The following is a 20276-nucleotide window of genomic DNA, read 5'->3' as shown; positions in this document are numbered from 1 at the left end:
GGAAAGTATCGGATATTGGAACTGGTATTTTTGCTGGCTATCCTGGTTATCGGTGTTATTCATATAATACGTTATATTTTGCTCGGATCACTTATTCCATTGCTTACTATATGTATAATTGAAATTTTATTCCTTTGCATATCATATACAGCATGGAAAACAGGAATTTTGTGCCTGTATTTTCCTATTGCGGTTGCAGGAGTTATACTGTTTTTTACAACTAATAATTTTGAAACAACAATGTTCAATGTGTTTTTCCTGATTCAAGCAATTTTTTCAGGTATTGCTGTTCTGGCTGGTATTATCAGTATAATAACAAAAAGAATACGAATACGGAAACCGTCAATAGCAATTTTGCTGGTAGCAGCTATCCTATTATGTGGAGCATTAGGAGGATGGATTGGAAATACGGTAAAAGCGAAGAATGTGACACATGCAGCAGGAAAGTCTATTTGGGCAGTGCCAGAACAGTATGACGCACAGATGTGTGATCAACAGGGAACTGTAGAAGAAATTACTTATCAGACAAAAGCATATGCAACGGATAAAAGAATTGTAGAGAAAAAAGCATTGGTATATCTCCCATATGGCTATGATGAAAGTGAGTCATACAATATTCTCTACCTTATGCATGGCACAGGGGATGATGAAGAATACTGGTTAAAGACAAATGACCAGAATAAAAAAATGATTGATTGGATGATCTATCGGGGAGATATCAATCCACTTATTATTGTTACGCCAACATTTTATGTAGAAAATGATTGTAGCGATGGGTTAGATCCGTTGACTTATTCTTTTAAAGAGGAATTACGAAACGATCTGATGCCGACAGTAGAAAAGAAATATGCAACATATGCTGAAGAATGTACGGATGCAGGATTTAAAGATAGTCGGGATCACAGAGCATTTGCAGGACTATCCCGTGGAGCAGTGACAATGTATCACTCAGTATTATGTGGAAGTCTGGACTATTTTTCGTGGTTTGGAGCATTTAGTGGAAGCAGAACGACTGCGGAGTATTTAAAAAAAACGATACAAAATGAAGAATTTCGTGACTATTCTATTCATTATCTCTATGTATCCAGTGGAAATTTTGATTTCGCTTTGCCAGGACAGATTCAGGATTATAAGAATCTGATGAGAATAGAACCAAGATTATCAGAAGGAGTGAATACATCATTTGATATCTATCCGATGAGATATCATTCCATTGGTTCCTGGCATCTTGCACTTTATAATTTCCTACAGAAGATTTTTTAAAGCTTTTCTGGCCCTTTTCGGGTAGCACTGCTCTGGTAATAAGGTATTTATCCGGCAGCAATTGCATGTAATCTTATGGGCAATAAAGAGAATTAAGAAAGTGAAAAGATAAGAACAGAAAGAGCCATAAATTAAAAACTATAAAATCAGAGCATAAAAAAAGGCTGTAAATCGGTGCAAATCTCTTATTTCAGAATACATAAAAGAGCGGCATCATCCGGTTTACAGCCTTTTTATATTATGGTGAAAGATTTTTTCTTTATCACACCGGCCTCAACTCCGCAAACCGGATTTCAAACGGTTCCAACTGTGCAGTATAAGTAAGTGTATGCTTCTCCGTAAAAAGCCGGCTCTGGTGAAATCCCGGAACACACAGTCCACGCAGCAGATCCGTATCCTGAGGGGAAAGGGGAATGGCACCCATTTCCAGCCAGATGTCATAAGCATTTCCATGATGTCGATTTACAAAATATTCTTTCACATTGTAATTGCCATTAGCAATGTCGGTCAATTGCAGGAAAACATCCAGGTCTTTGGTAGTATCAAAAGCGGTATAGCGGTTTGTCTCTGTAATATCAAATAGTTCTCCAGAAGCGAAAAGATCGCCATAATGAATATAATGATAAGTGATGATCTGGTAACAGTCCCCTTTTCTGGTGATAAAATAGCCATCTCCTGCAGCAATCAATTCATCCCCCAGCATATTGGCAAAATAAAATACATAGAATACACCCTTGCGCAGACCGCAGCTGGTATAAATGCCAAGCCCGCCATGGAACTGATTGGGCGGGAGTGGATTTTCCCGGATCAGGTCGGTAAGGCTCCAATAGCAGAAGGAATCCAGCCTGTCATAATTTTTCAGCAGATTTTTCATAATATAACAGGTCTTGAAACTGGTATCACTGATCAGATTGCGGTGTGACATGGTGAAATTCCATTCAGTCATATAAACCGGTTTATCCTGGACACCCAGTGTTTTAAAAATCTTTTTGATTCCGCCGATGAAAAGGCTGAAGTCATCGGTGGCCTTCGGGAAACAGGAGGCTGTAGCTTTGGTAAGGAAAAAATCATCACTGGAGGTTGGAAGGATGATATCTGCATAATAATGAATATTCATAAAGTCCGGCATACAGCTTTGTTCCCTGCACCAGCCTATAAAGCGGTAGATCCAGTCTGCATTTCCAAGGTTTTCGATATACAACATGGAGGGACTGCCGAACTGGATTTCCGGGCAGAGGCGTTTCACGGTGTCATAGGTATGCTTATAAAATCGGAAAAATAAAGCATCATCTCCAAATCCAAACATCTTCTTAGAGGTAACAGGCTCATTCCACACAGTAAAAGGCCATTGCTTCACTTCCTCCAGCGTGTAACGGCTGATAAGGTGCCGGGTAAAATCGTCGATTAAAGAATCCCATTCTTTCATATCAGCTGGCGGACTGGTGATAAAAGGACAGTAACAAATGGTTTTGTCAGGATCGGCGGCAAGCTCCTTTGGCATGAAGGAAAGCTGAATCAAGGGTTTCAGTCCGATGGAAAGCAGGAAATCCAGAACCTGGTCAACCAGAGTATAGGTAAAACGGAGCTCCTGCCCTACACGGCTTACTACCATCATGTCATCGGAAAGAATCCCGTGAAATTTTACATACTTAAAACCAACGTTCTTTTGCAGATCTATGAGCATTTCCTGGATATTCCGATCCAGCAGTTCCGCTGCACGTCCCACACTGGTAAAGGTTTTGAAGGTATGGTGAAGGTGCGAGATTGATTCTGTAACCCGGATATCTGAGACCGAAATCTCTTTATGTACAGCAGAAGGCATAGAGTGGGCAGACAGATCGTTGGTTGACAGATATCTGGTAAGCTTCTGCAGGTAGTTACTTGGCTCAAGAAGCAGATAATTAATATCGCTGCCCGCAGTTTTTGCTGTCGGATTCTGAGCCTGCTGTTTCCGGAAAGCACTTGGCAGCATCTGGTATTGTTTTTTAAAGGTTCGGATAAAAGCATGGGATTCTGTAAAGCCATTTCGCATGGCAATGGTTTCTATGGAATCTTTTGTTGAGATCAGATCACTTACAGCGTGCTCCAGTTTTATACTGTTGTAATACTGGGTAAACTTGACTCCCATATATTTGTCGAAAAACTGGGAAAGGTAAGGCACAGAAAGGTTTTCCATGGCTGCAAGGTCACTGAGGGAAAAGTTTTCCGCATAATGCTCATTAATATAATTGATGATACGGGTAAGACGCTCCATGTATTTCTGCTGCTTCTGCAAGGTTTCAGAGGCATTGGACTTAAAGTTCTCCAGAAGCTGGGAAACCAGATAGTAGCTGAGTGAATAATTCAGGTAGTCGGTTCCGTCAGAGTGATAGGAGTTTGCCTGGATCAGGGAAGCTATGGCGAAGCGGATATTGGCATATCGCTTGAAATCAGGGTTGGTGGCGCTGTTGCAGTCAAAAATAATAGAAGTTAGGTCTGACTGAAACTGGTTGAACAGGGAGAGCTTGATCTGAACTGCGATCATGACTGCCCCTGTTTCAGAATATATTTCGTGAATGCTGTTAGAGTTAATGAGGATCACGTCCTCATCCTTCAGTTTCCAGGTATTTCCGTCTACGGTGATAATGATATTTCCCTCCAACACCATCAGCAGTTCCAGGCTGGAGTGCCAGTGTTTGGTAACGGAGCCAAGCTTGTGGATAAATATTTTCAGAGGGATATGTGAACCGAATTCAATGATTTCGTGACGCTCGTCTAACATGGGAATCTCCTTTTTTATTTATTGATGCTACGGATTGTTTTGCAGCTATGCTGTTCCAAAGTTCAAAAGCTTTATCGTGCAAGCACGAACAGCTTTTTGACCTTTGGACCCTGGCATTATAATTATTATGATATACGTAATTTGAAATGTAAATAAAAAAATGTACATTTTTTAACCTGAAAAATTAAAATCCATGTATTATTGAAGAAAATTTATGATTTTATGAAAAAATGTACTATCCAATATGAAAAAGTAGCCTTGAAGCAGTCTCTTTCAAAAAGGTACAATATAACCATGAAAGGAAACAGACCAAGGAATGGAAATTTCGGAGGAAACTATGGAAAAAGAATTACTGATTGAAGTAAAAAATATGACCAAGTTTTTCGGACCGACCCAGGCTCTGAAAGGAGTAAACCTGAAGTTCTACCGCGGAGAGATTCGTGGACTAATCGGGGAGAACGGAAGCGGAAAGTCTACAGTTACTTCAATTATTGCAGGAATGCAGGCTGCCAGCGGCGGTGAAATGATTTACAAAGGACAAAGCTGGAAACCTGGCAATATGGTGGAAGCCCAGAAGGCCGGAATCAGCATGGTACTTCAGGAAGCAAACACCATACCGGATTGTACAGTGGCCGAGAACCTGCTGGCTGGACGGTTTGATGAATTTTCAAAATTTGGATTTGTGAGCATGAAAAAAGCAAATGAAGAGGCAGAGAGAATGCTTCAGAAATTTGGCATCACAAATATTCATGTGAAGGACAGCATTAACAAGCTTACATTCGAGGACAGAAAGCTGATCGAAATTGTCCGCTGCGTATCCGATGAAACAGAGGTTTTCGTGGTGGATGAAACAACAACAGCACTTTCCTTGGAGGGACGCCAGATTCTGTATAAGCTGATTCATGAGATGAAAGACAGAGGAAAATCTGTAATCTTCATTTCCCATGATATGGATGAAATCCTGGAGCAGTGTACAGACCTGACTGTTTTACGAGATGGAAACATCATCGGTCATCTGAACCGGAAAGAAATGGACGCACCGAATGCGGTACAGAGAATCAGGTACATGATGGTCGGAAGGGAAATCGGAGAGGCCTATTACCGTGAAGATTATGATACCAGCCACAGCGATGCGGTTGCGCTGGAACTGAAGAATATTTCTTTTGGTCCAATTAAGAATTTTTCCCTTACCTTACATAAAGGTGAAATCATCGGTTTCGGCGGCTTATCCGGATGCGGAATGCATGAGGTAGGCCGGGCGGCTTTCGGACTTGAGAAACTGGAATCCGGAAGTGTGGTGCGAAATGGAAAAGAGATTAAGACCTGTTTACAGGCAATCGAATCTGGAATTGGTTATATTTCCAAAAACCGTGATAAAGAGGCTCTGATCCTGGAGGGTTCCATCCAGGAAAATATCGTACTTCCGCTGCTTCCGTCTCTGGAGCATGGAACCTTCGTCAATCCGGCAGCTGAGAAGAACAGTGCAGATAAAGAAATCGATTCCTTCCGGATCAAATGTAACAGTGGAAAACAGTGGGTCAGCACCCTGAGCGGTGGAAATAAGCAGAAGGTTTCTTTTGCCAAGTGGACAGCAAGAGGGTCTGAGGTACTGATCATGGACTGCCCTACCCGAGGCGTTGATATTGGGGTCAAACAATCCATGTATGCGCTGATCGCGAAAATGAAAAAAGAAGGAAAAGCAATCATTCTGATCAGCGAAGAGATGGCAGAGCTGATCGGTATGGCTGATAAGATCATTATCATGAAAGATTTCGTAAAAACTGGCGAAGTAATGCGTTCTCCTGAACTGAAGGAGACAGACATTATTGAGTATGTAATATAAGGAGGCAAAAGAAGTGGGAAAAGATAAAAGTAAAACAGCCTCCTGGCTGAAAACACATATTTATGATGTTGCTGCTTACGCAGGACTTGCGATTACCGTAATTCTCTTTCTGATCTTCAGTGGAGATAAGCTGATGTATAATGCGACAACTGTATTACAGACAGTTGCCCCATATGCGATCATTTCCCTGGGTTCGGTATTTGTTTACTCTATGGGATTTATGGACGTCAGTGTAGGACAGCAGGTTGGTGTATATGCCATTTTGTACATACTGATTTCCAATAAAATGGGTGGAACTACAAAGGGAGTAGTTGTTGCATTTATAGTAGTTCTTGCAATTGCCCTTGCATGCGGTGCATTTAACGGTGCCGTTGCAGTATGGCTGGGACTTCCCTCTATCGTAACTTCCCTGTTCCTGATGTTCTTCTTCACCGGAGCACAGCTGCTTCTGATGGAAGGAACAGGAAATACCAGTATTTCCATCCAGGCGAAGATCAAGCCTATGGACAGGAACGAGTACACGATCATGCTGATCATAGCAATTGTGGTTGTAGCACTTCTGGTTGGTTATTTCTTCAAATATACAAAATTTGGAAAATATACCAAAGCAATCGGTGCGAACGAGGTGGTAGCAGAGCAGTCTGGTGTAAATACCACGAAATGGAAAGTATTTGCTTATATGGCGTTTGGAGCTACTGTTGCAATTGGTTCTTTTATCATGCTGACCCGTACCGGCAGCGCAGGAAAAGGAACTGGAACTGGTTTCGCAATGGACGTTATGATCTGTCTGATCCTTGGCGGAATGCCTCTTTCAGGAGGAATGAAATCCAAAGTCAGCAGTGCACTGATTGGAACTTTTACTTATGTACTTCTCAGCAATGACCTTACAACCATGGGAGTTGACCTGAACATGATCAATTTCCTGAAAGCAGTTATTTTTATCATTATTGTTATGATTACATGCCGGAAACGGGATGGTGTGCTTCCGAGATGATGCAAAAAATATAACAAAATATAACAATTTTTAAGGAGGATTTGTCAAATGAAAACATCCAAAAAACTTATGGCACTTGCGTTAGCAGGAACAATGGCCGCTTCTTCTCTTAGCATGGTATCTGTATCCGCAGAACCGAAGAAAGCCACAATTGGCGTATGCTTCTATCAGGATACAGGAAAAGCTGTAGATGCTACAAAGGCATTTCTGGAATCTCTGTCTGACACATTAAATGTAGAATTTAAGTATGGTACTTTTACACAGACAGATGAAGCTGCAAACCTGACAAAAGTACAGGAGTTGATCGCTTCTGGTGTAGACGGAATTATCGGCACTATGGATCTTGGAACACAGTCTATTCTTTCTGAGTGCGAAGCAGCAGGCGTTTATTATGGAGGATATCTCTGTGATTTTGATACTTCCTACACAAATGCATATGATGATGTGTTTGGAAATCCAAACTTCGTTGGAACCGTAACAGACGGACATAATCCAGATGATGTCTGCGTTGGAACTCAGTTCTTTGACAGCTTGATCGAATATAATGAGAGCCATGCAGATGCTCCACTTACACATGTATCAATGGCTATTTTTCCATCATGGGCATTCCCGGCACAGGCAACTGCTGCGGATCAGTTCGTTGCAACTGTGGATGAATATAACAAGACAGCAGAGACTCCGATTACAGTAGATCCACTTGATGAGGAAGTTGACGTCCTGAACTTTGCACCGCTTGACAGCACCTATTTCTCCAAACATCCTGACACACAGGCAATCATGAGCTTCGCAGCAGGAACAAGCTTCGTATATCCTACAATGGTTTCTGCAGGTGTGGATTCTGATATCAAGCTGTTTACAACTGGATATGAAGGCGGTGAGGAAAGCAATTTTGGTTCTGCAGGAAACCAGACCTACCAGCAGGTTATAGTTACAGGAGTTGAGACAATTGTTTATCCGCTTGTACTGCTGTTAAACAAGATCAATGAGACTGAGTTTGTTGATATGCCGGAAAAAGCAGAGAGAATCAGCACAGAGCAGTATATTGTAAACAGTGATGAGGATATGGAACTTTTTGTAAATTCTCTTTACACCACTGCTGATGTATCCGCTGCAGCATATACACCAGAGGATGTTCTGAACATGACAGCATTTGGAAATCCGGACGCAACATATGCAGATCTTGTAAGTGCAGTACAGTGTCTGACCTACTAAGACAAAGTTAAGCAAACGATTGGAGTATGCTATGAAAGCTGTAAAAAAAGTATTATTGTCACTGGTTTTTCCAGTGCTGATGTTTGTGGTGATGCTTGTCATCACCATGAACAGCGATAAATGTATTGTAAACGGACGTAATATTTTCCTTGGAAAAGATTTGGTCAAGCAGGTTGTGATTAACAGCTGTATGACAGTTTGTGTGGCGCTTGCCATCTGGCTGCAGCTGAAAAATGGACGCTTTGATTTTTCCGGCGGTGCATCCATGGTTCTTGCAGCAATCGGTGCAGGATATGTGGGACAGCATACCGGAAGCATGTGGGCTGCATTTGCTACAGCAATCGCCCTGGGTGTGGTCCTTTCCATGGGAACTGCAATTGTCTATATTGTGGGAAGACTGCCGATCATTATCTGTACCATTGGAATGACACTTTTATATGAGTCTCTGACATATCTGTTATTTGGAGGTCAGGGAATCCGCGGATTTTATTCCACTCCTGCACTTTCCCAAATGGGACGTATGCCGCTGGTCCTTCTTCCGGCAGTGCTGGCAATGATACTTTTTGTAGTGTATACCTACTTTACAGCTTCCGGACGCAGGGGAAAGATTCTTGCAAACAATCAGAGTGCCGGTGTAAATATCGGAATCAATGAAAATAAAAACGTATTTGTTTCTTATATTTTCTCCGGACTGATCATCGGACTTGCAGCAATCGTCTATATTTCACAGAATGATGTCACACCACAATCCGGACTTGCAACTTCTTCCATCATGTTTTCCTATATCGTTCCGGTATTTATGGGAACCTTTATCGGACTGGCAAGCAATGATGTGATCGGAATCGCAATCGCAGCAATTGGAATGGAAATCCTGAATTATGGTCTGAACTGTCTGAACCTGGGAGCTGGCGGATGGCAGCAGATCATCATGGGAATCTTCGTACTGGGATTCTATACATTCTCTTCCCAGTCTGGAAGAATAGCAGCTTTCTTTGAAAAAAGAAAAGCAGTAAGAGCATAAAAAAAGAAATGAGATACTGTTGCAAATGGAGATGCGGACGGAATAAGCGAGCTTCTGTTTGCAGCAGTTCTTTTTTTGTAAATTTCCATTATTAAAGAAAAGGATGAAAAATTATGATCGATATAAAGGCAGTACCATTTAACCTGGATGATGAAGGGGTGAAATGGGTAGAAGAGACAAAGAAAGCAATGACTCTGGAAGAGAAAATCGGACAGCTGATGGTTCCTATCGGCTATTCTGCTGATCTTGGCTATTTGCAGCACGTAATGCTGGATCATCATATCGGCGGTATTTTGTACCGCTGTGGGGAAAGTGAAGAAATGCAGGCTTGTCACAGATGGCTTCAGGAGCACAGCAAAATCCCGCTTTTTATTGCTGCAAACCTGGAAGCTGGCGGTGACGGAATCGCTGTAGATGGAACCTCTTTTGGAAAACAGATGGAAGTGGCTGCGACTGGTGATCCTGAGCAGGCATACCGTCTTGGCAAGATTTCCTGCTCCGAAGGAAAAGCAGTAGGCTGTAACTGGGCATTTGCCCCGGTAGTGGACATTGACAGAAACTGGAGAAACCCGATTACAAATGTGCGTACCTATGGAGCGGATCCGGAGTTTGTCCTGAAATGCGGTCTGGCATACAAACGTGGTGCGGATGAGGAAAATGTAGCAGTTTCCATCAAGCATTTCCCTGGAGATGGCTGTGATGAAGTAGACCAGCATATTTTGACAAGTGTAAATAATCTTTCCTGCGAAGAGTGGGATGAAACATACGGAAAAATTTATAAAGGCCTGATTGATGACGGGGCATTGACCGTTATGGTAGGACATATTGCCCAGCCAGCTTACCAGAAACATTTCAATCCGGATTTCCCGGATAAACTGGTTCCGGCAACCTTAAGCCCAGAGCTTCTTCAGGGGCTGCTTCGCGGTAAGCTTGGATTCAATGGACTGATCAGTACAGATTCTACCTGTATGCTTGGATTTACAGTTGGAATGAAGCGTGAGAAAGCTGTTCCGTATTCCATTGAAGCTGGCTGTGATATGTTCTTGTTTAATAAAGATCTTCATGAAGATTATATGTACATGCTGAATGGCTATAAGAACGGAATCCTTTCTGAGAAGAGATTGGATGAGGCAGTTACCAGGATCCTTGCAGCCAAGGCTGCAATTGGCCTGCATAAAAAGGCAAAAACAGAGCTTGTTCCAGCAAAAGAAGATCTTTCTATCCTGAGAAATGATGTTTACGAAAGCTGGGCACATGAGTGCGCAGATAAATCTGTCACACTGGTAAAGAATAACGAAAACGTTCTGCCAATCTCACCGGAAAAAACAAAGAGAATCCTGCTGGAGATCCTTGGTGACTATCCATCCAGTGCAAGAGTTACAGAGCGTTGGAAAGCACTTCTGGAAAAAGAGGGATTTGAAGTTTCCGTATATCAGAAAGAAGATTTCTCATCCGAACCTGATTTTTCCGTAGGAGGATTCCTCAAGAAATACGATCTGGTTCTTTATATAGGAAATATGGAGAATGCTTCAAATCAGGTAACCAACCGTTATCAGTGGTACACCTTCTGGGGAAATGGAGATAACTGCCCATGGTTTACAGCAGAGGTTCCGGTTATTTATGTAAGCATGGGAAATCCGTATTCTCTCATTGATGTACCGCAGATTCAGACGTATATCAACTGCTATTCCAACAATGATTATGTCATTGATGCATGTGCGGAGAAATTAATGGGCCGGTCTGAGTTTAAAGGAAAAAGCCCGGTGGATCCGTTCTGTGGAAAGGAATATCTAAGATATTAAGAGATGGGATATCGACGAAATACAAAGTATTTAGAAGATTCGAGCGTGTTTGAAAAAACATTTTCGCAATCTGTATGCTTCACATGGTGATATATAGCAGAAGTTTTTTCAAATGTGTTTTAGAGTGCATTTAAAGTGTTATGTGTCATTTATATCATGAATCAAGAGGAAAGGAAATAACAGATAGTGAAGAAACAGGCATACAACCCGTATTTACCACTTAATGAATATGTACCGGATGGGGAATCTCATGTGTTTGGAGACCGGTTATACGTATATGGCTCCCACGATCTTGCGGGAGGTGAAAGATACTGCATGCAGGATTATGTAGTCTGGTCAGCGCCTGTTTCAGATCTGTCTGACTGGAAATATGAAGGCGTTTCCTACAGGAAAGACCAGGATCCGTCAAATCCTGGTGGTGAAAGGGCTCTTCAGGCTCCGGATGTGGCAAAGGGACCGGACGGAAGATATTATCTGTATTACTGTGTGACTTTTGTGCCGGAAATCGGAGTGGCAGTCAGTGATTCACCTGCCGGACCTTTTGAATTCTATGGACATATCCGTTATCCAGAAAGTATCAGAAATGGAAAAGAATTAAATGAATATCTTCCTTTTGACCCGGCAGTGCTGGTGGACGATGATGGAAAGGTATGGCTGTATTACGGATTTTGCCCGGAAATTGATATGGAGAAACCAGATATGGGTGTGGAAGAAAAACAGGAAATGGGCATCAGCCCGGGAGCTATGGTGGCAGAGTTGGAGCCGGATATGCTTACTTTGAAGGAAGAGCCGGTAATGATGGTTCCGGGACAGAAGCTGGAGAAAGGCACAGAGTTCGAAGGTCATGGATTCTTTGAGGCTTCTTCTATGAGAAAAGTGGGAGAGAAGTATTACTTCGTGTATTCCAGCCATTTAAGCCATGAATTGTGCTATGCAGTCAGCGACTATCCAAACCGGGGTTTTTCTTATGGTGGAACGCTTATTTCAAATGGTGATATTGGATATCAGGGGAATGCAGTTCCCAGAAATATGATGGGAAATAACCATGGCGGAATGGTTTGCGTAAATGGTCAGTGGTATATTTTTTACCATCGCCAGACACATGGAACTGAGTGTTCCAGACAGGGATGCGCTGAGAAAATCACCATTGGAGCAGATGGGAAAATCCAGCAGGTGGAGATGACTAGCTGTGGACTGAATGCTGGTGCCCTTGTAGGAAAAGGAAAATATCTGGCAGCTATTGCATGTAACCTGATATGCCCTGGGAATGATGGAAAAATAAATTATGGTGAATGCAGGAGAGATCGGTTCCCATATATTTTCCAGGATGGGGAGGCACATTATATTGCAAATGTGCAGCAGGATGTGAAGGTTGGATATAAGTATTTTTCTTATGAGGAAGAACTTTCTTGTGTGAAGATGACCGTAAGAGGAAGTGCCGAAGGAAAGGTTCTTGCAGCTGCGGATGAAAACGGAGAATTGCTCAGAGGGGAAGCTGATATCCGGTTAGAGAATGAGTCCCAGTGGCAGACTGTGACAATTCCGTTTAAGGCAGGAAAAGCTGTGGAACCGTTGTATTTCATCTTTGAGATCTCCGGAACGCTGCAGTTTATGGAATTTGAGTTTATGTAATAAAAGAAGTCTGAAGAGTACAGAGAATTATTAGAAAGACATACAGCGTTGCTAAGCGCAAGGTGAATAGTAACGTTCTATGTCAGATTTATAGTACTGGAAGTATGAAACGTATTAAGAGGAAATAGTATATGAGAATTGAGGACATAAAAATCAATGGCATCGAAAATCCGGTTGGCTTCGAACTGGATCACCTGAAATTGTCCTGGAAGGTGCGGGAACGCGTATCCAAAAAGGCGGAGAATATTCTTATTGAGGTAAGTGATAAGGCGGATTTTTCCAAATGCATCTGGAAAAAACAGGGAACTAATCTGGACTGTACAGGAGAGAAAGTTGGGGTTCGAGTAGAGCCATACACTCGTTATTACTGCCGTGTTACCGTAACAGGAGATGCTGGTGATCAGGGATGTGGAACAACCTTTTTCGAAAGAGGAAAAGGAAAAACGGCATGGGTTGGTAAATTTATTTCCACTGCGGAAGAAGATAAGTTCCATCCTGTTTTTGAGAAGAATTTTCAAGTAAAAAGTCTGACTGGTGCGCAAGAGGCAGTGATTAGAAATGGAATGTCAGAGAAAACTGCATCAGAAAAAGCTATATCAGAAGATAGTGCATTGGGAAATGCGGCTGTAGAAAATGAAATGGGAATCCAGAAGGCCAGACTCTATGTAACCGGTTTAGGTGTATATGAAGCCTATATCAACGGAAAAAAAGCCGGAGAAGATATCCTGGCTCCATTTTGCAATGATTACCGGGAAAAAATCCAGTATCAGACCTACGATGTGACCGACCATCTGCTTATTGGTCAGGAAAATCAGATTTCTATTTATTGCGGAAATGGGTGGTATAAAGGCAGACTTGGATATGAAGGCGCATCCCAGTGCTATGGAACCAGATTTGCAGCTATTGTAGAGCTTCATATCTGGTATGAGGATGGCAGCGAGACTGTGGTTGCCACAGATGAGACTTGGACATACCGGGGCAGCGATATTGAAATGAGCGATCTCTATGATGGGGAAGTGCTGAACCGACAGCTGTGGAAGGAAAAAGAAAATACAGCAAAACCAGTACGGCTCATTGAAAAAGACCAGGGAACCCTGATGGGAGAAATTTCCCTTACTTCCTCCCAGCTTACTGAGCGTTACAGTCTTCCGGTGAAGGTGAAAGAGACACTTACGGTACAGGAGATTATTCATACACAAGCCGGTGAGATTGTCCTGGATATGGGACAGAACATGGTTGGCTTCGTGGAATTTGATTCCAACCTTCCAGCTGGAACAAAAGTTATTCTGGATTTCGGGGAAGTGCTGCAGCAAGGCAATTTCTATAATGATAACTATAGAACGGCAAAGGCCAGATATGAGTATATTTCGGACGGCAGAAGGGAAAAGGTACGCCCTCATTTCACCTTCTTTGGCTTCCGCTATGTGCGTGTGACTGGATGGCCTGGGGAAGTAGAACCGTCTGTATTTCGCGGATGTGTGGTGTATTCCGATCTGGAGACAACCACATATTTTGACTCTTCTTCTGCACAGTTGAATCGTCTTGCAAAAAACTGTATGTGGGGACAAAAGTCCAATTTCCTGGACATGCCTACGGATTGTCCGCAGCGTGATGAAAGACTGGGCTGGACAGGAGATGCACAGGTATTTGCACCTACTGCATGCTATAACATGGATACCAGGGCTTTTTACCGGAAGTTCTTAAAGGATCTGCATATTGAACAGCGCAAACAGAACGGTGCGATTCCAAACTTTATTCCAAACTTGGGAGGCCTTCCAGGTGGTTCCAGTGTATGGGGAGATGTGGCAACCTTTATTCCTATGGTCCTGTATCATCATTATGGGGATAAAGATGAATTAAGACAGAATTATTCCATGATGAAAGAATGGGTAGACTGGATCATCCGAAGCGAGGAACAAAATGGAAATCAGAATCTGTGGAATTTCGGCTTCCATTTCGGAGACTGGCTTGCCCAGGATGGCATCTCACCACAGAGTATGAAGGGTGGCACAGACGATGCACTGGTAGCATCCCTGTACTATTATGCTTCAACAGGAAAAGTGGCAGAAGCCGCAGAAATCCTGGGGTACAAGCTGGAAGCAGAGTACTACCATGAGAAAGCTGAGAAAATCCGCGGCGCAATTCTGGACGAGTTCTTTGCTGTAAATGGAAGACTGGCGATAGATACACAGACGGCATATCTTATGTGCTTGAATTTTGGTGTATATCGTGATAAAAATAAGCTTATTTCTGAATTAAAAGAGAGATTAAGAAAAGATTGTTATAAAATTAAAGGCGGGTTCGTGGGCGCAACCATGCTTTGTCAGGTACTTGCCCAGAATGGACTTGAAGATGTAGCAAGCTATATTTTGTTCCAGGAGGGCTTCCCTGGCTGGATGCATTGTGTAAATCTAGGAGCCACCACGATCTGGGAAAGATGGAATTCCATTCTGGATGATGGCACCATCAGCGGAACGGATATGAATTCCCTGAACCATTATTCCTATGGCTCTGTAATGGAATATGTGTACCGTTACATGGCAGGAATCCAGGAAGCAGAGCCGGGATTTAAAAAGGTTCGTTTTGCACCGCAGTTAAATAACAAGCTTGGCTATGTCACATACAGCTATGATTCTGTAAGTGGAAAATATACTTCTGCATGGAAAATAAACGAAGACGGCACGGTGACAGTTCGGTTTGAGGTTCCTTTTGGCTGCAGCGCGGTGGCGGTGCTGCCGGATGTGGCGGAGATGAAATCGTTTACGGAACTGAAGGATGAAAAGAGAGAAAACGAAAGAAGCGGAACTGACGGAAAGGAAAACGGAAGTAAGGAAAACCCACAGAATTTGCAGGAGGAGATCCAGCTTTCTGCAGGTATCTATGAATTCTGCTATAGAACAAACAGGGACTACAGAAAAGCGTACACCATGAATTCCCGCCTGGAAGAAATGCAGAATGATCCCCGTGCAATGGAAATCCTGGCGCGTAAATTGCCACTTGCAGTGGACAAGATCAACAGCCAGGATCCAGAGAACCTAAATTTAAGCCTGAATGAATTACAGTATATGTTTTTTCTGGGATTTAACCCGGAGATGGTACAAAGCGCGGCCGCGGAGCTTATGCATTTGGATGTTGTAAGATAATAGATTGGAGAAAACAGATGAAAGCATTTATTTTTGACTTGGATGGTGTTATTGTTTTTACAGATAAATTTCATTATCAGGCGTGGAAAAAGATGGCAGATGAAATGGGAATCTATTTCGATGAAACCATTAATAACCGTCTTCGCGGTGTAAGCAGGGCAGAAAGCCTGGAAATCATTCTGGAAAGATATGAAGGCCCGGCTCTTTCCCAGGAGAAAAAGGCAGAACTGATGGAAAGCAAAAATCATACATACAGGGAGCTTCTTGCATCTATGACACCGGCAGATGTAGCGGATGAGGTAAGAGAAACTCTCGCTGAATTGCATAAGAGAGGCTATAAGCTGGCACTTGGTTCTTCCAGTAAGAATGCGAAATTTATACTGGAAAAGGTTGATCTGCTGGATGCATTTGATGCAATTTCCGATGGCACGAATATCACGAAGTCCAAACCGGATCCGGAGGTATTTTTGAAAGCGGCAGAGTTCCTGGGAGAGAAGCCGGAGGACTGTTTTGTGGTAGAAGACGCTTATGCTGGAATTGATGCTGCTAAGAATGCAGGCATGCAGGCTGTAGGAATCGGGGACGCCGCCGGATATGAGAAAGCAGATAAGAGGATTCAGAGTTTTAGGGATTTACTAAACTATGTTTGAAATATTATATTTGTAATCAGCGCAGCTCACTCCTAAAGGCATTTTTTAGTAAAGGTCATTGGGAGTGAGCTGTAATTTCATAATAGTTAATGGCATAATTTGTCGAACGATTTTTCTGCTTCAAAACTTCATTTTTATCCCACTTGACATTTTTGAAAATATTACGCACAATAAAAATATCAGTAATCGGCTTGAAGCATGGCTGACATTTTTTAGTGCAGATTCTCCGGAAAAGGTAATTGAATTAATAAAACAATATCCGGATTTTAAAGCTATGTATGAGCATGTGTATTATATTTGCTTAAATGTGGAAAGGGTGATGGATATGTTTTCAGAGGAGTTGCGTATATTAGACCGGAACACAGTGGACTATATGGTTGATCAGATGCAGAACAGGATTGATGAGCAGAAAAAAGAAATCGAGGCTCAACAGCAGGAAATTGCACGTTTGAAAGAGCTACTTGCGGCAAAAGGAAAATAAACGGAATATTTGCTTTTCAAAACCAGAAAACAATAGTAGAATAAGCAGTATAGGAATGTGAGGAAGAAAGGAAATGTCTGGTTCTGGAGAATGTGTTGGGGGACGTGAAGATGGCTAGGCTAAGTGAAAAAAATGACGATAAAAGCGAAAATTATGGAAACGGATTCAGTGACAGGGCCAAGCTTGCCAAGTCCAGTATTACCAACCAGTTTGTCCAGCCGTACGCTGTTTTTAATGAGCAGATGCGGGAGGATTACGAGCAGCGGAGTATTGCTCTTCTTCATCTGGACGATGCCATCCAGAATGGCGAGATCAAGGTCTTTTATTAGCCGATTTATGATGCCTGGACAGGAAACGTGGTTCTGGCAGAGGCGCTGACCAGATGGTTCAGCTGTGAGTTCGGCAATATTTCCCCGGCGAAATTTATTCCGATCCTGGAAGAGAGCGGTTATATTGCCAAGTTGGATTCTTATGTTTACCAGAGCGTTTATGGATTCCTGGAAAAACGCTAGAGGGATGGCAAGCGGAATGTAGATATCGGTGTGAACCTTTCCCGAATGGATCTGAAGGTGATTGCGGAAGGCGTGGAGACGAAGGAGCAGGCGGACTTCCTGAAGAATTACGGCTGTGATTATTTCCAGGGATATTATTTTGCGAAGCCTATGCCGCAGGAGGAGTTTGAGACATTATTGGATAAATAGGCGCTAGAGCCTGTTTCAAACAAATACCAGAGCGAAAATGAAATGGATTGAACGGTTAAAAATAACGGAGCAGGTATATCTTGAAAAAAGAGTACCTGCTCAGTTTTAATCCTATTGTTATTAAAAATGTAAGAATAATTTTGAGAAAATAAGAGGTGATATACCGTGGTAAAGGTAGATTTAATTACAGGTTTTCTTGGTTCAGGAAAAACGACTTTCATAAAGAAATATGCTGCATGGCTGATGAGTCAGGGGCAGAATATTGGAATTCTGGAGAATGATTTTGGTGCAGTGAATGTGGACATGATGCTGCTTCATGATCTGGAAGGTGAGAACTGCGAGCTGGAAATGGTTTCAGGTGGATGTGATGCGGACTGCCACAGAAGACGTTTCAAGACCAAGCTGATCGCAATGGGAATGTGCGGATATGACAGAGTTCTCATTGAGCCTTCCGGGATTTTTGATGTGGATGAGTTTTTCGATGCCCTTTATGAAGAGCCGTTGGATAAGTGGTATCAGATTGGAAATGTGATTACCATTCTGGATGCCAGACTGGAGGAGAAGCTGCAGCCACAGGCAGAGTATATTCTGGCTTCAGAGGCGGCTGATGCAGGTTGTATTGTTCTGAGCAAGAGCCAGGAGGCATCTGAGGAAGAGATTAGTGGAACTGTGAAACATCTGAATCGCGCACTGGAAAGCGTGAAATGCAAACGACGTTTTACGGAAAATGAGATACTGAATAAGAATTGGGAAAAGTTTACAGATGAGGATTTTCAGAAGATTTTCAACAGTGGGTATGTGATGGAAGATTTCGAGAAACAGTGTTTTGATGAGAAAGAAGGGTTCCAGTCATTGTATTTTATGGAGCTGAAGATTTCCGAGACACAGTTGGAGAAAGCAGCGCATCAGATTCTGGATGATCCGGAATGTGGGGATGTTTTCCGAATTAAGGGCTTTGTAAAATTAGTAGAAAGCGCTGCTGTGGTAACCGAAAATGAAAAAATGAATTCGGGCTCCGCTCAGAAAGTGTCCGCCGACAATAACTGGCTGGAATTAAACGCCACCCGTAAAGAATTTTCCCTAAGGCCCATTTCCGCAGGCCAGGAAGTCGTGATCGTGATCGGGGAGAATATGAATGAGGCGCGGATACGGGAGTATCTGGGGACAGCGAATATTAAGTAACCGCCATATTGACTAGAGCGTGTTTGAAAAATTATTCCCGCAATCTGTACGCCCCACTTTGCGGGAGATTTCACCCGAATTCGGTTGCCGTAGCCCGCTACGGCGCCCTCATCCGAGCGAAATTTCCCACAAATTGTGACGCACATCTTGCAGAAAGCCTTTTTCAAATACGCTCTAGATTACCATTATTTAAGAAAATATCAAAGCGTAATTTTGAAAATCTGAAATTTAAATTACTTTCCGTCCCTGTACATATTTCCCAACCAAATTGCGGTCGTCGGACAGATAAACAAGCCTTTCTAGTCTGTCACGGGTGGAGATTTCCTGGGGATGACGGATATTGCTGTCGTCCAGAATCATGGCGTCGAATTCATAGCCTTTTTCGAAGCTGCCGACTTTTCCGAAGAAGGAGCCACCACCGATCGTGGCCATGTAAAAAGCTTCTTCCAGAGTAACCGGGGCCTGGGTCTGGTCCATCAGGCGCCAGCGGAGCTTGGAAACCTGGATGGCATCGGCAATTGCGCGGAACATGGAAAGGGAAAATCCACCGGCAACATCAGTTCCAAGACCTACGTGAAGTCCCATGTCAAGATAACGGCGGATGGGAGCGATTCCGGAAGCAATGTCGGTGTTGGATTCCGGGCAATGGGCGATGTAAACACCCTGGTCTTTGATCATCTGGATTTCCTCATCTGTGGAATGAACACAGTGGGCCATGATAGTAGGGCATGTATTGCTGCTTGCAGAAGCAGGATTGGAGACTTCTTCGTTTGCTGCAGGTTTCGTTCCAAACAATCCAAACATATCATACGCATCCCCATAAAATCTGCTTGTGGGACAAAGCTCCTTTACCCATGCAATTTCCCCGAAATTTTCAGACAGATGAGACTGAATTGGAATGTGGTATTCCCGCTGGATTTTTCCCAGCTCGGTCATCAGTTCATCCGTACAGGATGGGGTAAAACGTGGGGTTAGGATTGGGTAGGTGTGGTCGTAACGTCCCTTGATCTCTTCCAGCCACTGGCGTGTATCCTGTGCAGAAGCCTGTGCGCTTTTCTCCTGAAGCTCCGGTGCTCCATTGCGATCCATATTTACTTTTCCAACCATAGTTGTCAGACCGCTTTCCTCCAGCATGTCCATGAGAAGCTCCGTTGCCGGACGGTGCAAGGTGGCGAAAATGCAGGCTCTGGTGGTGAAGCTGTGCTTTAAGTCATCCACGAAAATGGAGTAAGCCTTTTTCGCATAGGACAGGTCAGCGTACTTGGCTTCCTGTGGGAAAGTGATGGTGTTCAGCCAGTCCAGCAGCTCCAGATCCATGCCGGTTCCGCGGTAAGCGTACTGGGGAGCGTGCAGATGAAGGTCAGTGAATCCTGGGATGATCAGTTGATCACCCATGTCTTCTACCGGAATGTCCTTATATTCTGCCGGAAGCTGGGAAAAAATACCAGCACAGAGACTGTTTTCACAGACTACATAAGAGTTTTCATGAAAAACAAGTTCTTTCTGATTCTTGCTGTAACAAATTGTACCTTTCAAAGCAAACAAATCTTTTTTCATATCAGACCATCCTTTCTGCCAGAGGCGAGGCAAA

The 20276-nt window shown here is 43.0% G+C and carries 18 protein-coding genes and 1 pseudogene; 15 read left to right on the top strand and 4 right to left on the bottom strand.

Annotated elements, in window-relative coordinates; all coding sequences use genetic code 11:
• Positions 1-71: 71 nt before the first annotated feature.
• Positions 72-248 (bottom strand): hypothetical protein, encoded by a 177-nt coding sequence (locus tag AB5Z12_RS08075; protein ID WP_368368600.1) that lies wholly within the window; start codon positions 246-248, stop codon positions 72-74.
• 106 nt (positions 249-354) lie between these two features.
• On the opposite strand from AB5Z12_RS08075, the gene AB5Z12_RS08070 reads away from it, so the two are divergent.
• Positions 355-1263 (top strand): alpha/beta hydrolase, encoded by a 909-nt coding sequence (locus tag AB5Z12_RS08070; RefSeq protein ID WP_368368599.1) that lies wholly within the window; start codon positions 355-357, stop codon positions 1261-1263.
• A gap of 262 nt (positions 1264-1525) precedes the next feature.
• On the opposite strand, the gene AB5Z12_RS08065 is transcribed toward AB5Z12_RS08070, so the two are convergent.
• Positions 1526-4024 carry a helix-turn-helix domain-containing protein gene (locus AB5Z12_RS08065; RefSeq protein WP_368357091.1) on the bottom strand — a complete coding sequence of 833 codons (2499 nt, stop codon included), beginning with the start codon at positions 4022-4024 and terminating at the stop codon, positions 1526-1528.
• 222 nt (positions 4025-4246) lie between these two features.
• On the opposite strand from AB5Z12_RS08065, the gene AB5Z12_RS08060 reads away from it, so the two are divergent.
• The 14 genes from AB5Z12_RS08060 to AB5Z12_RS07995 all read left to right on the top strand — a co-directional run bounded on the left by AB5Z12_RS08060 (position 4247) and on the right by AB5Z12_RS07995 (position 18685).
• Positions 4247-4384, top strand: a complete 138-nt coding sequence (locus AB5Z12_RS08060) for a hypothetical protein (RefSeq protein WP_368368598.1) — start codon at positions 4247-4249, stop codon at positions 4382-4384.
• Positions 4362-5867: a sugar ABC transporter ATP-binding protein gene (locus tag AB5Z12_RS08055; protein ID WP_368357090.1), complete on the top strand. Its 1506-nt coding sequence runs from the start codon at positions 4362-4364 to the stop codon at positions 5865-5867. Before AB5Z12_RS08060 ends, AB5Z12_RS08055 begins: the two co-directional genes overlap by 23 nt.
• Positions 5868-5880: 13 nt before the next feature.
• Positions 5881-6861: an ABC transporter permease gene (locus AB5Z12_RS08050; protein ID WP_368357089.1), complete on the top strand. Its 981-nt coding sequence runs from the start codon at positions 5881-5883 to the stop codon at positions 6859-6861.
• A gap of 48 nt (positions 6862-6909) precedes the next feature.
• On the top strand, positions 6910-8073 hold the full coding sequence (locus AB5Z12_RS08045) for a hypothetical protein (protein ID WP_368357088.1): 1164 nt from the start codon (positions 6910-6912) through the stop codon (positions 8071-8073).
• Positions 8074-8104: 31 nt separating this feature from the next.
• Positions 8105-9094, top strand: a complete 990-nt coding sequence (locus AB5Z12_RS08040) for an ABC transporter permease (protein ID WP_368357087.1) — start codon at positions 8105-8107, stop codon at positions 9092-9094.
• Positions 9095-9207: 113 nt separating this feature from the next.
• Entirely contained in the window at positions 9208-10896 is a 1689-nt protein-coding gene (locus AB5Z12_RS08035; protein ID WP_368357086.1) for a glycoside hydrolase family 3 protein, read from the top strand.
• Between the two features lie 186 nt (positions 10897-11082).
• Entirely contained in the window at positions 11083-12528 is a 1446-nt protein-coding gene (locus AB5Z12_RS08030) for a family 43 glycosylhydrolase (protein WP_368357085.1), read from the top strand.
• A 131-nt stretch (positions 12529-12659) separates the two neighbouring features.
• Positions 12660-15671: a family 78 glycoside hydrolase catalytic domain gene (locus AB5Z12_RS08025; RefSeq protein ID WP_368357084.1), complete on the top strand. Its 3012-nt coding sequence runs from the start codon at positions 12660-12662 to the stop codon at positions 15669-15671.
• A 17-nt stretch (positions 15672-15688) separates the two neighbouring features.
• Entirely contained in the window at positions 15689-16321 is a 633-nt protein-coding gene (gene pgmB / locus AB5Z12_RS08020) for a beta-phosphoglucomutase (protein ID WP_368357083.1), read from the top strand.
• 58 nt (positions 16322-16379) lie between these two features.
• Positions 16380-16802 carry a hypothetical protein gene (locus AB5Z12_RS08015; protein WP_368368597.1) on the top strand — a complete coding sequence of 141 codons (423 nt, stop codon included), beginning with the start codon at positions 16380-16382 and terminating at the stop codon, positions 16800-16802.
• A gap of 110 nt (positions 16803-16912) precedes the next feature.
• Entirely contained in the window at positions 16913-17131 is a 219-nt protein-coding gene (locus tag AB5Z12_RS08010) for a hypothetical protein (protein ID WP_368357081.1), read from the top strand.
• A gap of 3 nt (positions 17132-17134) precedes the next feature.
• A complete protein-coding gene (locus AB5Z12_RS08005; protein WP_368357118.1) occupies positions 17135-17314 on the top strand; it encodes an EAL domain-containing protein in 180 nt (59 codons plus the stop codon).
• A gap of 45 nt (positions 17315-17359) precedes the next feature.
• On the top strand, positions 17360-17503 hold the full coding sequence (locus tag AB5Z12_RS08000; protein ID WP_368366369.1) for an EAL domain-containing protein: 144 nt from the start codon (positions 17360-17362) through the stop codon (positions 17501-17503).
• Between the two features lie 165 nt (positions 17504-17668).
• A complete protein-coding gene (locus AB5Z12_RS07995) occupies positions 17669-18685 on the top strand; it encodes a GTP-binding protein (RefSeq protein WP_237925424.1) in 1017 nt (338 codons plus the stop codon).
• A 65-nt stretch (positions 18686-18750) separates the two neighbouring features.
• Here AB5Z12_RS07995 and AB5Z12_RS07990 read toward each other — a convergent pair.
• Together AB5Z12_RS07990 and AB5Z12_RS07985 are read right to left on the bottom strand one after the other, a co-directional pair.
• Positions 18751-18831: pseudogene (locus AB5Z12_RS07990) on the bottom strand (DUF6783 domain-containing protein); the annotation flags it as partial.
• Positions 18832-18913: 82 nt separating this feature from the next.
• Positions 18914-20242 (bottom strand): amidohydrolase family protein, encoded by a 1329-nt coding sequence (locus AB5Z12_RS07985; protein WP_173716962.1) that lies wholly within the window; start codon positions 20240-20242, stop codon positions 18914-18916.
• Positions 20243-20276: the final 34 nt, after the last annotated feature.

It is taken from the genome of Ruminococcus sp. RTP21358st1_G6_RTP21358_211008 (assembly GCF_040908885.1).
Classification (GTDB): Bacteria; Bacillota; Clostridia; order Lachnospirales; family Lachnospiraceae; genus Blautia_A; species Blautia_A faecis.
This window is presented reverse-complemented; position numbering and strand designations above follow the sequence as displayed.

What these genes read in the sequence shown, in the direction of transcription:
- AB5Z12_RS08045 (WP_368357088.1), top strand. Translation starts at nt 6,910, where the DNA reads ATGAAAACATCCAAAAAACTTATGGCACTTGCGTTAGCAGGAACAATG.
- AB5Z12_RS08040 (WP_368357087.1), top strand. Translation starts at nt 8,105, where the DNA reads ATGAAAGCTGTAAAAAAAGTATTATTGTCACTGGTTTTTCCAGTGCTG.
- pgmB (WP_368357083.1), top strand. Translation starts at nt 15,689, where the DNA reads ATGAAAGCATTTATTTTTGACTTGGATGGTGTTATTGTTTTTACAGAT.
- AB5Z12_RS07985 (WP_173716962.1), bottom strand. Translation starts at nt 20,242, where the DNA reads ATGAAAAAAGATTTGTTTGCTTTGAAAGGTACAATTTGTTACAGCAAG.
- AB5Z12_RS08010 (WP_368357081.1), top strand. Translation starts at nt 16,913, where the DNA reads ATGGCTAGGCTAAGTGAAAAAAATGACGATAAAAGCGAAAATTATGGA.
- AB5Z12_RS08025 (WP_368357084.1), top strand. Translation starts at nt 12,660, where the DNA reads ATGAGAATTGAGGACATAAAAATCAATGGCATCGAAAATCCGGTTGGC.
- AB5Z12_RS08000 (WP_368366369.1), top strand. Translation starts at nt 17,360, where the DNA reads ATGGATCTGAAGGTGATTGCGGAAGGCGTGGAGACGAAGGAGCAGGCG.
- AB5Z12_RS08035 (WP_368357086.1), top strand. Translation starts at nt 9,208, where the DNA reads ATGATCGATATAAAGGCAGTACCATTTAACCTGGATGATGAAGGGGTG.
- AB5Z12_RS08065 (WP_368357091.1), bottom strand. Translation starts at nt 4,024, where the DNA reads ATGTTAGACGAGCGTCACGAAATCATTGAATTCGGTTCACATATCCCT.
- AB5Z12_RS08060 (WP_368368598.1), top strand. Translation starts at nt 4,247, where the DNA reads ATGAAAAAATGTACTATCCAATATGAAAAAGTAGCCTTGAAGCAGTCT.
- AB5Z12_RS08055 (WP_368357090.1), top strand. Translation starts at nt 4,362, where the DNA reads ATGGAAAAAGAATTACTGATTGAAGTAAAAAATATGACCAAGTTTTTC.